Here is a 15034-nt window from a genome sequence, read left to right on the forward strand (position 1 = left end):
TTGCGCGCAAGTCCCCATTGCGGCAGGCTGCCGGCAAAGCCCGGCTTAGTCGCCCCTGAAGACCGGCTTGACCTTGTTGGCAAAGGCCTCGAAGGCCCGTTCGAAATCGGCCGTCGTCATGCACAGCGCCTGAGCAATAGCCTCCGCCTCGATCGCCTCCTCCACCGACATCGCCCATTCCATGGCCAGCATCCGCTTGGTCATGGTGTTGGCGAAGGTCGGTCCCTCCGCGATTTGCTTGGCGAGCACTTGTGCCTGGGGCAGCACCTGCTCCGGGGTGACGAGGCGGCTGAAGAAGCCCCAGCGCTCGCCCTCCTCCGCAGTCATGAACCGGCCGGTGTAGAGCAACTCGGAGGCGCGGGACTGTCCGATGATCCGCGGCAGGATCGCGCAGGCGCCCATGTCACAACCGGCAAGGCCGACCTTGTTGAAGAGGAACGCGACCTTGGCCCCGCTCGCCGCAAGCCGCATGTCCGATGCCATGGCGATGATCGCGCCCGCGCCGGCACAGATGCCTTCAACCGCGGCAACGATCGGCTGCGGGCAGGCCCGCATCGCCTTGACGAGATCGCCGGTCATCCGCGTAAACGCCGTCAGCCCCTTGGTGTCCATCTTCACGAGCGGTCCGATGATCTCGAACACATCGCCGCCGGACGAGAAATTGGCACCAGCGCCAGTCATGACGATGGACTTGACCGCATCGTCGAACGCGCAGGCGCGAAAGAAATCGGTCAGTTCGCGATAGCTCTCGAAGGTCAACGGATTCTTTCGTTCCGGACGATTGAGCGTCACGGTTGCAACACCATCGATTACGGCCAGCAGGAAGTGCTGCGGCGAATAGTCCGCAAGCGGTAAGCTCACGGGATTGGCTGGTCTGCTCATACGATCTCCTTGGCTTCCTTGCTCCGCGCCTTTGCCATGCGCGCTAAATCTCACCACCGGCAACAGCGATTGCCTGCCCGGTGATTGCGCCGGCGCCCTCGCCGCACAGCCAGAGCACGGTATCCGCGACCTCTCGAGGAGAGATCAATCGCCCTTGCGGATTATGTTTCGCGAGCTCGGCAATGGCCTGCTCGCGGTTACGCCCTGTCTTTTTCATGATGTTCTCGATGCTGCCGGCGACCAGATCTGTGTCGGTGAAGCCGGGACACACCGCGTTGACGGTCACGTTGCTGCCGGCCATCTCGAGAGCGAGAGACCGCACGAGACCGACCACAGCGTGCTTGGCCGCGGTGTAAGCACTGACATAGGCGTATCCCTTGAGCCCCGCCGTGGACGCGATCGCGACGATACGACCATAGGGACGATCCTTCATCCCGGGCAGCACAGCGCTGACAGCATGGACCACGCCCATGAAATTGACGTTCATCATGCGCGTGAACAGGGCGCTGTCGGATTTGGCGAACGGCGCGGACTCGGCGCTTCCCGCATTGGCGATCAGAATATCGATCGGCTGCCGCGCACTCGCTTGAGCGATGGCGACTTTCATTGAGGTTTCGTCCGAGACGTCGGCGACAGCCGCAAAATGTGCTGCCCCTGCGCTGACAGCCTCCTCGAGCGTCGCAGCGTTCCGCCCAAGGACGGTCACCGTGGCACCGGCCTCGACGAGCGCTGCTGCGATGGCGCGACCGATGCCGCGACCGCCACCGGTCACCAGCGCGTGCGGCGAATGCGGTAATCCGGACATGCGCTGGCTTCCTTGCATTCTGCTGATCGCTCTTCCCGATATATTTTAACCTTCAAACTTTTGCAAACGAAGCTCGACGCGGCCCCTCGAACAGCCGCACGTCGAAGACCGGCCCGAAAATTGCTTTAAGTATAAAATTATCTCTTCCCATCCCTCACAGGCCTGTTAGCATCGAAGGGCCGAGCAAAAGGATGTCGCGTGTCGCAGCCTGCGCTAATGATAACAAAGGACGGCCGCTTCGCCTATGAAGCCGCGGGCGATCCGGGCGGGACACCTCTGATTTTCCTGCATGGCATCGGCGGTGCGGCACGGGCCTGGCGGCAGCAGCTTGCCACATTCGGTGACCGCTTCCACGCGATTGCATGGGACATGCCTGGCTATGGTGGGTCGGCATCGCTCCCCAGCGTCAGCATCGCTGCCCTGGCGGATGCGCTTCAGCGATTCATCGAGCAGCTTGGTGCTAGGAAGCCAATTCTGGTCGGGCATTCCATCGGCGGCATGATCGTCCAGAAATGGCTGGTGCACTCCCCAAACCTGGCGCGCGCGATCGTGCTGGCGCAGACCAGCCCGGCCTTCGGCAAGGCCGACGGCGATTGGCAGAAATCATTTATCGCCGCACGGCTCGGGCCGCTCGATCGCGGCGAAACGATGAAGTCGCTGGCGCCCTCGCTGGTGAAGGAACTCGTGGGCGACGATCCTGATCCCAGGGGAATGGAGCTTGCACGCGAGTGCATGGCAAGCGTGCCCGAGGCGAGCTATCGCGCCATGATGCTGGCGTTGATTGGCTTCGACCAACGCAGCACCCTCAAGGACATTTCCATCCCGACGCTGCTGCTGTCCGGCTCCAAGGACAACAACGCACCAGCCCCAATGATGGCGAAGACGGCGACCTACATTCCATCTGCCGGGTATGTCGAGTTGGCCGGTGTCGGCCATCTTGCAAACCTTGAGCGCCCCGATGCCTTTGGCGAGGCTCTCGGCCGGTTCCTGAACTCCGTCGCGATCAACACGTAGGATGACTGCGCAATGACCATGCAAGTCAGCAAGACCATCGGCGCGAGTGACAAGGTCGCGCTGGATGCACCGATCTTCGATCCCGTCGCATTCCGACTGAGCGACGAGCAGGCCGGCATCATCGCCCGGGCGCGCGAGATCGGCCAGAGCGTGTTCGCCGACCGCGCCGCGACTTACGATCGCGAGGCGATTTTCCCGTCCGAGAATTATCGCGACCTGCATCGCGTCGGCCTGCTCGGTATTGCCGTGCCCAAGAAGCATGGCGGGCTCGGAGCGAATTATCAAACCTACGCCCTCGCGGCAGCCGAAATCGGCCGCTATTGCGGCGCGACTGCGCTCACCTGGAACATGCATGTCTGCTCGACGCTGTGGTCGGGCCCGCTCGCCGACGATCTCGACATGGATGCAGAGACTCGCGCCGAGCACGAGCAGCGGCGCGCAGTCCACTACAAGCGCATCGTCGAGGATGGCGCGATCTATTCGCAGCCCTTCTCGGAGGGCGGTGCGGCAGCGGCAGGCGGCGTCGCTTTCGGCACGGAAGCACGGCCGATCGAGGGCGGCTGGATCGTCAACGGCAAGAAGATCTTTGCATCACTCTCCGGCCATGCGGACTATTACGGCGTTCTCTGCACCGAGATCGAGGAAGGCGAGAAGGCTTCCCGCCGCAATACGCTTTACCTCGCCATTCCTGCAAAATCGGAAGGCGTTTCGGTCGTCGGCGACTGGGATCCGCTCGGCATGCGCGGAACAGTCTCGCGCACGCTGCTGTTCAAGGACGTGTTCGTGCCGGCAGATTCGGCGCTGATGCCGCGGGGCGTCTATTTCCAGGCCGCGATGCGCTGGCCGCATATGTTCCTGACGCTGTCGCCGACCTATATGGGCCTTGCGCAAGCCGCCTATGACTTCACCGTGCGATATTTGCGCGGCGAAGTACCAGGCATGCCGCCGGTCAAGCGCAGGATGTATCCGACCAAGCAGATTGCGGTCGCGCAGATGCAGATCAAGCTCGAGCAGATCAAGGCGATCTGGTTCCAGGCGGTCACCGAGGCGCGCGCCAACCCGAGCAAGGAGCAGGTGCTGCGCGCCTATGCCGCGCAATATTCGGTGATGGAGGGCGCCAATGAGCTCGCCGCGCTCGCGATCCGCACCTGTGGCGGTCAGGCCATGCTCCGCTCGCTGCCGCTCGAGCGGATCTATCGCGACAGCCGCTGCGGCTCGCTGATGCTGCCCTGGACAGCCGAGCTCTGCCTCGACCGGATCGGGCGCGAGGCGCTGTACGAGTCCGGCGAAACGGACGACTGACGGTGGATCTCTGCAGTCTGATCGATCGCAACGCGGCGTTCGCGCCAGACAAGACGGCCATTGCCTTCGAAGGCGAACGGTTGAGCTATGCAGCGTTCGCGGCACGCATCGAGCGGACGGCGGCGACATTGAAGCAGGAGCTCGGCGTAGGTCGGGGCGACCGCGTTGCGATCCTCAGCCTGAACCGGCCGGATTATCTGGTTCTGCTCTATGCCTGCGCGCGGCTCGGCGCGATGCTGGTGCCGCTGAACTGGCGGCTGGCTGTCGCCGAGCAGCTTTTCATCCTCAATGATGCCGGCGCCAAGGTCCTGGTGCTGGAGCAGGCATTTGAGGGAATTCTTGCCGAGCTCGAGGGCACTGCAATTGTCGGGCTCGATTTCGAGCCGCCTCGCGGTACGACGTTCGAAAACCTGTTGGCCCGAAGCCGGGGCACCGGCCGCAACCCGCACACCGATCTCTCCTGCCCGCTCCTCATTGTCTACACATCGGGAACGACCGGACGACCGAAAGGCGCGGTGCTGCGCCAGGAGGCGTTGTTCTGGAACGGCGTCATGAGCCAGCACATGCACAACATGACGTCCGATGACCATGTGCTGACGCTGCTGCCGTTCTTCCACGTCGGTGGCCTCAACATCCAGACGACGGCGGCGCTCCAGCTGGGCGCGACGGTCACGGTTCACGCGCGCTTCACGCCGGACACCGCGCTTGCAGCCATCGAACGGGAACGGCCGACCTTGACTGTGATGGTGCCGGCGATCATCCAGGCGGTGAGCGAGCATCCCGCCTGGCCCACGACCTACCTTTCGTCACTTAAAGCCGTCGCGACCGGCTCGACCATCGTGCCGCCGCATCTGATCGACCGCTTCGTGGCGCGCGGCGTACCCGTGCTTCAGGTCTACGGCTCGACGGAAACTTGTCCCATCGCAGTCTACACCCGGCTTGGTGGCGATCTTTCGCGCGCGGGATCGACCGGACTTGCCGGCCTGTGCTGCGAAGCGAAAGTGATTGATCAGGCCGGCAACGAGGTGCCGGCGGGCGCACCGGGCGAGATCGCGGTGCGCGGCCCCAACGTGTTCTTCGAATATTGGGGCAATGCTGACGCCACGCGCGATGCGCTGCACGACGGCTGGTATCGTACCGGCGATATCGGCCTGTGCGACGCGGACGGCTATTTCTGGGTGCGCGACCGCAAGAAGAACATGATCATTTCCGGCGGTGAGAACGTCTATCCGGCGGAGGTCGAACGCGTCCTGCTCGAACATCCCGATGTCAGCGAATGCGCCGTGATCGGCCGGCCCGATCCACGCTGGGACGAGGTCCCTATCGCCTATGTGATCCCGCGATCCGGCTGTCGGCTCGAAGCAGACGCGTTGAAAGTGCATCTTCAGGCCCAACTCGCCCGCTACAAGGTTCCGCGCGACATCATTTTCGTCACCGACCTGCCGCGCACCGCGCTGGGCAAGGTCCAGCATTTCCTGCTGAAGCAGCTTGATGCGCAATCGCGCGCGCAAGGAGAAGCATCTTGAAGATTGCGGTTCTGGGTGGGGGAAACGGCTCTTTCGCGGCCGCGGGCGATTTTGCGCTGTCAGGACATGAGGTCCGGCTCTGGCGCCGCGACGCGGATCAGGTCGCAGCACATCGCGCCGCCGGCTCGCGCATTCTGGTGAAGGATCATAACGGCCGTCACGACGTGAAATTGGCGCTGGTGACGACCGGCATCGCCGAGGCCGTCAAGGGCGTAGAGCTGATCCTGTGCCCCGCCCCCGCCTTCGCGCAGACGGATATCGCGCGCCTGCTTGCTCCCCATCTGCGGGATGGACAGGTTGTGTTTTTGCCGCCGGCCACGTTCGGCTCGATGATCTTCGCCCAGGCTGCGCGGGCTCCGGGCGACCACGCCAAGGCGTGCTTTGCCGAGACCGGGACCTTGCCCTGGCTCACCCGCAAGCACGGGCCGTTCGAGGTCGCGATCACCATCCGCGCCAAGCGACTGCCGGTCGGCGTTTTCCCGCTCGATCAGGCGCCGCGCGCACTTGAGGTGATTGGACAGGCTTTCCCCGGCGCAATCGAGCCGTGCGGAGATGCTCTCTCCGGTGCGCTGATGAACGCAGGCCCGATTATCCATCCGCCGCTGATCGTGATGAATGCAGGCCCGATCGAGCACTTCGAAAAGTGGGACATCCATAAGGAAGGAACGCAAGCCGCGATTCGCCGGGTCACCGACGCGCTCGATGCCGAACGGATCGCCGTGCGTGAAGCGCTCGGATATGGCGCACCGCATTTTCCGCTCGCCCATCATTACGCGAGGGAAGGCGAGGTGTGGATGTATGGCCGCGGCTCGCATGACCGGCTGACCGATTCCGGCGACTGGCGCGAGCAGATCGTGCTGACCGAGCATCGCTACATGAGAGAAGATTTGCGGCTCGGGCTGTCGCTGCTGGTCTCCGTCGCTGCCCTGGCGGGCGTGGCTACGCCGCTGGCCAAAGCATTCCTGGCCATTGGTGGCGCAGTTTGCGGTGAGGATTTTGCGCAAGGCGGCCGGACCCTCGAGACGTTGGGGCTCGGCAATCTCGACAAGGCCGCTTTGCAGACGCTTCTTCGCAAGGGATTTTGACCGATGACCAGCCGAGCCACCATCGCCTGTCTCGGGGCCGGCCGCATGGGCCGCGGCATCGCCGTCGCGTTCGCCTACGCCGGGCATACGGTCACAATGATCGACATCAAGGCCCGTTCAGCGGAAGATTTCGTCAGGCTGGAGGCAGATGCGCTCGGCGAAATCAGGAAGATCTTTGCCAGCCTGGCGAAGCTGGGGCTACTGATCGAGGCGGACGTCGATCCGCTGATCGCGCGGGTCTCGGTGGTGCCGGCCAGCCAGAGCGATGCGGCACTGTCCGATGCGGGAATAGTCTTCGAAGGCGTCCCCGAGATCGTCGAGCTCAAGCGGGACGTGCTGGGGGCCGCCTCAAAGCAAGTCGGCCCCAATACCATCATCGCATCAACGACGTCGACCATTCTCGTCGACGACCTCTCAGGCGCGATCGTAAATCCCCGCCGCTTCCTCAATGTGCACTGGCTCAATCCGGCCTACCTGATTCCGCTGGTGGAGGTTTCGCCCGGTAAGGCCACCGATCCAGGCATCATCGAGGAGGTCAAGGCGCTGCTCGAAGGCATCGGCAAGGTGCCGGTGGTCTGCGCAGCCACACCCGGCTTCATCGTCCCGCGCATCCAGGCGCTGGCGATGAACGAGGCCGCGCGCATGGTCGAGGAAGGCGTCGCCAGCGCCGAGGAGATCGACAAGGCGATCCGCTTCGGCTTCGGCTTCCGCTACGCCGTGCTCGGGCTGCTCGAATTCATCGACTGGGGTGGCGGCGACATCCTCTACTATGCCAGCCGCTATCTCGAAGGCGCGCTCGGCAGCGACCGCTATCGTGCACCGGAGGTCATTTCGCGGAACATGCACGAGGGCCGGATCGGCCTGCGCACGGGCGCAGGCTTTCTGGATTATTCAGGCATGGACGTCGACGCCTATCGGACAAAACGGCTTCAGGCCATGGTCGACCTGCTCCGTCACTTTGACCTGGCTCGTCCGCCCGTGCTCGATCGGAACTAGCCGAAGACGTCCTGAAGCACACCTTCGCGCACCACGGCAATGCCATCGAGCTCGATCGTCGTCCCCATCATCGGCAGATCGAAATGGCCCGCCGTGTAACGGCCGGCGAATTCGTTGGCACCGGTCGAGAACAGGAAGTTGCCGGAGACGGCACGAATTTCCGTGCCGTTGGTGTCGCGCTGGTCATACATCGACAGCGCCTCGTAGCGCGCGGCCGGATTCATGCCGAAGCCGACATGCGATACCGCATAGGCTTCCCGATCGCCCCAGGCGGCAAGATAGGCGCGCATCATTGCGGCATCAGTGCCTTCGCCTTCCAGTTCGACAACATAATCATCCTTCAGCGTCATCTTCACCGGCGAGGTCAGGTAACGCTTGAAGGTCAGATTGATGTCGCCGGGCGCCATCACCAGCGTGCCATTGATCGTTCCGCTCTTGGGGAAGCTGACGACGATGCCGCCGGGCCAATGCGCCAGCGTCCCGGGCTTGTCCGTCCAGCCCCACACGCCGACCGTGGAAGCTCCGACCATATCGACGTCGAGCGCCGTGCCGGCTTTTGACGTCACCCGCATCCGCTGGGTCCCGCGCAGCATCTTCGCCGCCGCGCGAACGCGCTTCTCGAGCGCGGGATCCGGCACCATCCGCTCCAGCGCCTCGGGATGCTCATTGGAGATTACCAGGATGCGCGCGCCGGCCTTGAGGATCTCGGGTGTCTCCACCGCGTGCATCAGGCCCTCGATGGTGCAATCCACCACAAAGCCGGCCTGTTGAAGCGCGGTGATCACCGGGCCGAGCCGCTGGATCGCCTCGCTCGCCCCTGTCGAGCGAACCGGAACGATATTCCGGTTACGCGGGGTCGGCATGACGACGTGGAACGGTCGCGCGCCCATGCGCAGCAGCGCGAGCTCCGCCAGTTGAACATTCAACGCACGTGACTGGGTTTCCGAGAGGATCGCCGCGGTATCGCCGGCCTTGACGGCGCATCGCACAAAAATCTCGCAAAATGCGTCGATCCATTTTGCCTCGATGCGATCAGCCAGCATGGTCTACTCCCGGTCTTCCTGTTTCTTCTTCGTCAGTTCATGCTTCGGGGAAGCCCCGCAGCAGATACGCGCGCACGGCCCCCAGCAGGCCATTGAGGATCAGGCCCAGCAGCGAGATCGTGATCAGCGGCACGAACATATCCACGGCCTGAAAGGTCCGAGCCGCCGTGACGAGGACATGTCCGAGCCCGTCGCTCGACGTGATCATCTCCGCCAGAAACACCACGATGCAGGAAATGACAAGGCCGATCCGGCAACCGGTCAGGATTGACGGCATCGCCGCCGGCAGCACCACTTTGAACAGGATCTGATAGCGCGGCGTTCCCGCCGCCATGGCCGACCAGATCAGCTTCTGCTCCACCGTTGAAGCGCCGTAATAGGTAGACAACAAAATGGGAAAGAGTGCATCCGCCGCCACCAGGGTGATCTTCGATCCATGACCGAAGCCGAGCAGCAGCAGCAATGCTGGATAGAGCGCGACCTTGGGCAACGGCGCCAGCACGCGCACGATCGGCCGGACCATGGCGTTGATAGTCGGACTGGCGGCGGCGGCGATGCCGATGCTGACACCGAGCACGACCGCAATCGCGAAGCCGGCAAACAACCGGATCAGGGTCGCCGCGATCTCCTGCTGAAACGTCCATGTCACGAGTTGCTGGAACAGCCTGCCGAAGACGTATCCCGGCGGCGGCAGCAAAACCGCAGGCGCGAAGCCAAATGATACGAGGCCCTGCCACAGCGCGATCACCAGCACGATCGGCGCGAGCCCAAGGATGATGCTGGTGGAGCGAAGCTGCGGCATCATGAGAAGCTCAAGGGCAAGTCGAACTGCGGTTCGGACCAGCGCACCAGCCTTGCGCGGACCCGCTCGAAGATTGCATCCAGGCAGATTCCCATCGCGCCGACGATGATGATCATCGCAAAGACGGTGTCGTATTGGCCCATGTCGAGCGCGTTGAACAAGATGTTGCCGGCGCCGGACTGACGCGCGATCATCTCGCTGGTAATCATCGTGATCAGCGCCAGCACGAGTCCGGTGCGGCAACCGGCCAAGATTTCCGGCAGCGCCGCCGGCAGTACGATCCGGACCAGCCGTTGCGCAGGCGAAAGTCCCATCGCTGCGCCCGACCACAGCATCTTCTCTTCCACCGCCCTGGCGCCCTCGAAGCTGTGATAGATCACGGGCAGGCTGACGCCGAGGAAGATCACCAGCGTCTTCGTGATGTCACCGACGCCGAGCCACAGCATGATGATCGGCATCAGCGCTGCCTTCGGCACCGGGTAAATCACCATCAGGAGCGGATTGAAGAAAGCCGCGACGGCCCGGCTGCGGCCCATCAACAGGCCGAGTGGGATCGAAACCGACACCGCTATGCCAAACCCGACCGCCATGCGGCGGAGCGAGGCCAGGATGTTGATTAGCGCTTCCTTGTCTCCGAGGATGTCCGGGATTGCACGGATTGCCTCGATCGCCGTCGGGAAGCTGTCGTTCTTCAGCGCGAGTGACGCAACCTGCCATGCCGCAAGAAGCCCGATGCAGGCAAACACCGGCGCGGCACGCTTGGCCAGGGCCGTCAGCGATGTCATGACGCCGATCCCGTATCTTCGACCTCGTCGAACATGCGCTCGATATCGACGACGTATTTCTGGTAGCGAGGGTCCAGCAGCAGCTCGCTTCGGCGGCGCGGCCGCGGCAGATCGATGTCGATCACCTCGCGGATGCGGCCGGGCGATTTCGACATCATCACGACTTTGTCCGACAGGAAAACTGCTTCGTCCACAGAATGCGTGACGAACAGCACCGTCTTGCGATCACGCTCCCAGATGTTCAACAGATCGTTCTGCAGCCGCGTTCGCGTGTGAGCATCGAGCGCGCCGAACGGCTCGTCCATCAACAGAACCTCAGGATGGTAAGCCAGCGTCCGAGCCAGCGCCACGCGCTGCTTCATGCCGCCGGACAGCTCCTTGGGATAGAAGTTCTCATAGCCCTTGAGCCCGACCATTTCGATCAAGGCTCGGCTCTGTGCTTCCGCCTCGGTGGTGCGCACGCCCTGCTGGCGAGGGCCATAGATCACATTGCCCAGCACGGTCTTCCACGGAAACAACGCGAACTCCTGGAATACCGGACCGCGATCCGGCCCTGGTCCCGTGATCGTCCGTCCCCTGATCTTCGCTGAGCCGCTGGTCGGGCTGACGAAGCCGCCGACGACGTAAAGCAATGTCGACTTGCCGCAGCCGGACGGACCAAGGATCGAGACGAAGGCTCCCTCCTCGATCGCCAGCGAGATGTCCGATAGCGCCACATGGTCCTTGCGCGCCGAGGTCTGAAATACCTGCGAGACGCTCTCGATCTCGATGATTGCAGAAGCCGGTTTTTGCGGCGTCACCGGTCTCACCCATTCGCTCGATCTCGAAGGCACTACCTTCATCCCGTCTCACTTCATTCGCGCGAACCCTGCGCAACAGGCTTGCTGAACATCCTCCGTCAGCGACGCGAGCTTAGCAAGAAACTTGCCAGACCAACGGCTTTTTGGGGCCAGCTTCGCGGCGTCATCCGAACCAGGGCCATTCTGCCGGGCCCTCATGCGTGACGGCTCCGCCCGGTGCCTGGCCAACCAATCGCGCATATTTGGCGAGGGCACCGGCACGGTGACGAGGCGGACGCGGCTTCCAATCGTGTCGGCGAGCAGCGAGTTCCTGCTCGTCGATCAGCATGTCCATCCGCCGGTTCGCGGCATCAATCCGAATCCTGTCGCCATCGCGTACCAGCGCCAGCGGACCGCCGACGAAGGCCTCGGGAGACACATAGCCGATGCACATTCCGCGCGTGGCGCCGGAGAACCGTCCATCCGTGATCAGGGCCACCTTCTCGCCCATGCCCTGGCCATAGATCAGCGCGGTGACGCCGAGCATTTCGCGCATGCCGGGGCCACCCACCGGCCCTTCATTGCGGATCACAAGCACATCGCCCGCCTTGTAGCTGCGGTCGCGAACCGCTGCGACACAAGCTTCTTCGTCTTCGAAGATGCGCGCCACGCCTTCGAACAACTGGCTCTTCAGCCCCGCGACCTTGATCACCGCACCATCAGGGCAGAGGTTTCCCTTCAGCACTGCCACACCGCCATCTGGCATGATCGGCGCGCGAGCCGCGTAAACGACCTCTCCGTCAGGAGGGTTGGCGGCGCCATACTCTTCGGCAAGTGTACGGCCCGTGATCGACAGGCAACTGCCATCAATATGCCCGCTCTGGATCAGCTCCCGGATCACCACGGCAGCGCCGCCGACGTCGTAGACATCCTTCGCCGTATATTTGCCTCCAGGCCGCAGGTTTCCGATCAGCGGCGTCCTGGCAAAAACCTCGCCGACATCGTCGATCGTGAATGCGATCCCGGCCTCGTTCGCGATCGCCGGCAGATGCAGCGCAGCATTGGTCGAACCGCCCGTGGCAGCCACGATCGCCGCACCGTTTTGCAGGGATCTCCGCGTCACGACGTCGCGCGGCAACGGCCCGCCGCGCTCCAGCATCTCCATGATGAGGCGGCCGGCCCGCCTGGATATCTGCGCGCGCTCGGCATAGACACCCGGCACCATCGACACATTGGGAATGGTGAGGCCCATCGCCTCCGACACCATCCCCATGGTGTTGGCAGTGAATTGGCCGGCGCACGCGCCGATGGTCGGCAGGCAGGCCCGCTCGATCCGCTCGAGCGTGGCGCCGTCGATCTCTCCAGTCATGAAGCTGCCGACAGCCTCGTAGGAGTCGAGCACGGTGAGGGTCTGCCCGTCCATGCGGCCCGGCAGCGCGCTGCCGCCATAGATGAAAATGGACGGGACGTTGCAACGGACCATGCCCATCATCACGCCGGGAAGCGTCTTGTCGCATCCGCCGTATCCGATCAGTGCATCGTAGGCGAGACCATGGACCACGGCTTCGATCGAGTCGGCGATCAGCTCCCGCGAAAAAAGGGAGAACTTCATCCCTTCGTGATTCATGCTGATACCGTCGGAAACCGACACGGTCGAAAACTCGCGCGGCGTGCCGCCGGCCTCTTCGATACCGGTCTTGGCCGCTGCGACCTGAAAGTCGTGCGTCATGTTGCAGGGCGTCTGTTCGCCCTTCATGCTGACGACGCCGACCATCGGCTTGGCAATCGCAGCGTCGTCGAGCCCCATGGCGCGCATGAACGCGCGGTGCGGAGCCCGGTCGAGGCCATCCGTCGTGATCCGAGATCGGAGCTTCTTCATACGTGCATCTTCTTCATGCAACGTCCCGGATCATCCTGGACGCGGCGACGTTCTCGCTCGGTTCATTCGCCCGATCGCCTATTGCAGCGGAGCGACAATCGTCGAATGCTTGAATTGCGCGACATCCAATTTTGGCAGCATCCCTGTCTCCGCGTAGATGTCCAGCATCTTCTGGATCGCGGGAAAATTCGGTGCCGCGCCCGGATCGCGGCCGAAATCGTTGTCCTTAAGCAGATAGGTCTCGAGAACCGGAATAGGTGCCTTCAGAACTTCGTTGACGACCTTCAACGTCTCTTCCCGGTTCGCCAGCGCTTTCTTCATGCCGGAGGTAATGTCACGCACGTAAGCCTTGACGAGTTCCGGGTTCTTGTCGACGAAATCGGCACGGCAGGCTTCCAGAATGTGCACGATGTTCGGCATCGCCTGCGACAGCGAGAACAGTTTGCGCGTGCCGCCCTTTGCCTCCGCGCGCGCGGCAAATGGCTGGTTCATGTTGACCGCATCGACGCGGCCCTGCCGCAACGCATCTTCGGAGACGGCAAAGCCGACCTCGACCAGCTTGATGTCCTTGGCCGGATCGATGCCATTCTGCTTCAGCAACAGATTGAACGGGCCTTGGGTGCCGCCGCCGATCACGGAGATACCGACCGTCTTGCCTTTGAGATCGGCGATCGTCTTGATCGGCGAGTCTTCCATGACAGCCCAGTAGACCGAGAAACCACCGGCCTTCTCGAAGACATGCTGCGCCACGATGTAGGCCTTGAGGTTGCCGCCAACCACGCCGTTGGCGAGCGACAGCGGCGCCTGGGTCGCGCAATCCAGCGCGCCCGCCGCCAACGCCTGCGTCATCGGAGCGGTGCCCTGAAACTGGGTCCATTCGATGTTGTAGGCCTTGCCGATGTTGGGAAACTCAGCCGGGCGGCGCATCATCCAGTATTTGGATTCCTCGGCCGGAATCGTCCAGCCGACTCGAATTGTCTGCTGTGCCGATGACGAGCCTGCGCTCGCGCTCACGGCCGCTGCCGCCCCCAAAGCCAGGATCCACTTCGAAACGGTTCGCATCGTGCCCACTCCGCTGCCCAGGCGCCGACCGGCGCCATCCAACCCGACCGCGGCAAATGTTTCATGGTTCAAACAATCAAGCAAGCCATGCAGGCGGGGCGGTTTCGTCGTGAGTTACGCCATGTATGGTAGTGCAGCGTCGCGCGGCGGCAGATGGAGGCAACCTATGGCTGAAGCGAGCAAGACAAACCCGCAAGGCGTCGAGCGGCTCGGCTATCTCGGCCTTGGACTGATGGGGACACCGATGAGCCGGCGCCTGCTCAACACCGGCCATCAGATCACTGTCTGGAACCGGTCGGAAGGGAAGATGGCCGCGCTCGTCGAAGCCGGTGCCAGGCGCGCAGCCACGCCCCGTGACTTGATGGAGAGCTCCGACATCGTCTTCATGTGCGTGACGGATGCGGCTGCCGTGGAAGAGGTGATCTTCGGGCCCGAGAGTATCTCAACTGCGCCCGGCGCGGGCAAGCTCGTGGTCGACTTCTCGTCGATCCATCCTGACGCCGCACGAGACCTTGCAACGCGATTGTTAGCTGCGAATGGCGCGGGCTGGATCGATGCGCCGGTGTCAGGTGGTACCAAGGGCGCCGAGGAAGGCACGCTTGCCATCATGGCCGGCGGAAAAGCCAGCGATATCGAGCGGGTCCGCCCCTACGTGCTCGCCATGGCACGCAGGTTTACCCACATGGGCCCGACCGGCGCCGGCCAGACCACAAAGCTGTGCAACCAGGTGATCGTCGGATGCGCGATGGCCGTTCTTGCGGAGGCAACACGCCTTGCCGTGAACGCCGGAATCGATGCCAACCGGTTACCCGAAGCCCTCGCCGGCGGCTTCGCGGACTCCATTCCGTTGCAGCTGTTTGTGCCGCGGATGGTCCAGGGCATACACTCACCGCCGCTTGGTCATATCGCTACGATGCTCAAGGACCTCGATACCGTCGCCGCCGGCTAGCACAAGCAGTCACCCCCCGGGCCCCGGGCCGAGCACGCCCGGCACCGATTGAGGGGCGGCCAGGCCCCGCCCGGCGCGGGCCCGGGGAGGACTAGGTGGGGGGGGCGGGCGTGTGGGTGAGGGGG

14 protein-coding genes are annotated in these 15034 nt (G+C 63.4%); 6 read left to right on the plus strand and 8 right to left on the minus strand.

The window, feature by feature from the left end:
* Positions 1 to 45: 45 nt before the first annotated feature.
* Positions 46 to 882 (minus strand): enoyl-CoA hydratase family protein, encoded by an 837-nt coding sequence (locus tag AC0L23_RS29490; RefSeq protein ID WP_473357644.1) that lies wholly within the window; start codon positions 880 to 882, stop codon positions 46 to 48.
* A gap of 43 nt (positions 883 to 925) precedes the next feature.
* Positions 926 to 1687 (minus strand): SDR family NAD(P)-dependent oxidoreductase, encoded by a 762-nt coding sequence (locus AC0L23_RS29495; RefSeq protein ID WP_473357645.1) that lies wholly within the window; start codon positions 1685 to 1687, stop codon positions 926 to 928.
* Positions 1688 to 1885: 198 nt separating this feature from the next.
* Here AC0L23_RS29495 and AC0L23_RS29500 point away from each other — a divergent pair, with 198 nt between their 5' ends.
* Genes AC0L23_RS29500 through AC0L23_RS29520 form a run of 5 tightly spaced genes read left to right on the plus strand, consistent with a single transcriptional unit; the run spans position 1886 to position 7610 of the window.
* The gene (locus tag AC0L23_RS29500; protein ID WP_473357646.1) at positions 1886 to 2701 is read left to right on the plus strand and encodes an alpha/beta fold hydrolase; all 816 of its coding nucleotides are present in this window, start codon (positions 1886 to 1888) and stop codon (positions 2699 to 2701) included.
* 12 nt (positions 2702 to 2713) lie between these two features.
* Positions 2714 to 4003 carry an acyl-CoA dehydrogenase family protein gene (locus AC0L23_RS29505; RefSeq protein ID WP_473357647.1) on the plus strand — a complete coding sequence of 430 codons (1290 nt, stop codon included), beginning with the start codon at positions 2714 to 2716 and terminating at the stop codon, positions 4001 to 4003.
* Positions 4004 to 4005: 2 nt separating this feature from the next.
* Positions 4006 to 5529, plus strand: coding sequence for a class I adenylate-forming enzyme family protein (locus tag AC0L23_RS29510; RefSeq protein WP_473357648.1), 1524 nt, complete (start codon positions 4006 to 4008; stop codon positions 5527 to 5529).
* Positions 5526 to 6614: an NAD/NADP octopine/nopaline dehydrogenase family protein gene (locus AC0L23_RS29515; protein ID WP_473357649.1), complete on the plus strand. Its 1089-nt coding sequence runs from the start codon at positions 5526 to 5528 to the stop codon at positions 6612 to 6614. Before AC0L23_RS29510 ends, AC0L23_RS29515 begins: the two co-directional genes overlap by 4 nt.
* Positions 6615 to 6617: 3 nt before the next feature.
* Complete coding sequence (locus tag AC0L23_RS29520; protein ID WP_473357650.1) at positions 6618 to 7610, plus strand: 3-hydroxybutyryl-CoA dehydrogenase; 993 nt, start codon at positions 6618 to 6620, stop codon at positions 7608 to 7610.
* Here the strand turns inward: AC0L23_RS29520 and AC0L23_RS29525 are convergent.
* From AC0L23_RS29525 to AC0L23_RS29550, 6 genes are all read right to left on the minus strand, one after another.
* Positions 7607 to 8653 (minus strand): 2,5-dihydroxypyridine 5,6-dioxygenase NicX family protein, encoded by a 1047-nt coding sequence (locus AC0L23_RS29525; protein WP_473357651.1) that lies wholly within the window; start codon positions 8651 to 8653, stop codon positions 7607 to 7609. The two genes, AC0L23_RS29520 and AC0L23_RS29525, sit on opposite strands and share 4 nt — an antisense overlap.
* A 37-nt stretch (positions 8654 to 8690) precedes the next feature.
* A complete protein-coding gene (locus AC0L23_RS29530) occupies positions 8691 to 9458 on the minus strand; it encodes an ABC transporter permease (protein WP_473357652.1) in 768 nt (255 codons plus the stop codon).
* Complete coding sequence (locus AC0L23_RS29535; RefSeq protein WP_473357653.1) at positions 9455 to 10240, minus strand: ABC transporter permease; 786 nt, start codon at positions 10238 to 10240, stop codon at positions 9455 to 9457. The genes AC0L23_RS29530 and AC0L23_RS29535 overlap by 4 nt, the downstream gene beginning before the upstream one ends.
* A complete protein-coding gene (locus tag AC0L23_RS29540) occupies positions 10237 to 11082 on the minus strand; it encodes an ABC transporter ATP-binding protein (RefSeq protein WP_473357654.1) in 846 nt (281 codons plus the stop codon). Before AC0L23_RS29540 ends, AC0L23_RS29535 begins: the two co-directional genes overlap by 4 nt.
* Before the next feature lie 121 nt (positions 11083 to 11203).
* On the minus strand, positions 11204 to 12898 hold the full coding sequence (ilvD, locus tag AC0L23_RS29545; RefSeq protein WP_377791763.1) for a dihydroxy-acid dehydratase: 1695 nt from the start codon (positions 12896 to 12898) through the stop codon (positions 11204 to 11206).
* A gap of 78 nt (positions 12899 to 12976) precedes the next feature.
* A complete protein-coding gene (locus AC0L23_RS29550) occupies positions 12977 to 13960 on the minus strand; it encodes an ABC transporter substrate-binding protein (protein ID WP_473357655.1) in 984 nt (327 codons plus the stop codon).
* A 121-nt stretch (positions 13961 to 14081) separates the two neighbouring features.
* Between AC0L23_RS29550 and AC0L23_RS29555 the strand changes: the two genes are divergently transcribed.
* The gene (locus tag AC0L23_RS29555; RefSeq protein ID WP_473357656.1) at positions 14082 to 14909 is read left to right on the plus strand and encodes an NAD(P)-dependent oxidoreductase; all 828 of its coding nucleotides are present in this window, start codon (positions 14082 to 14084) and stop codon (positions 14907 to 14909) included.
* The last annotated feature ends 125 nt before the right edge of the window (positions 14910 to 15034 follow it).

Source organism: Bradyrhizobium sp. MI1.4 (assembly GCF_055811315.1).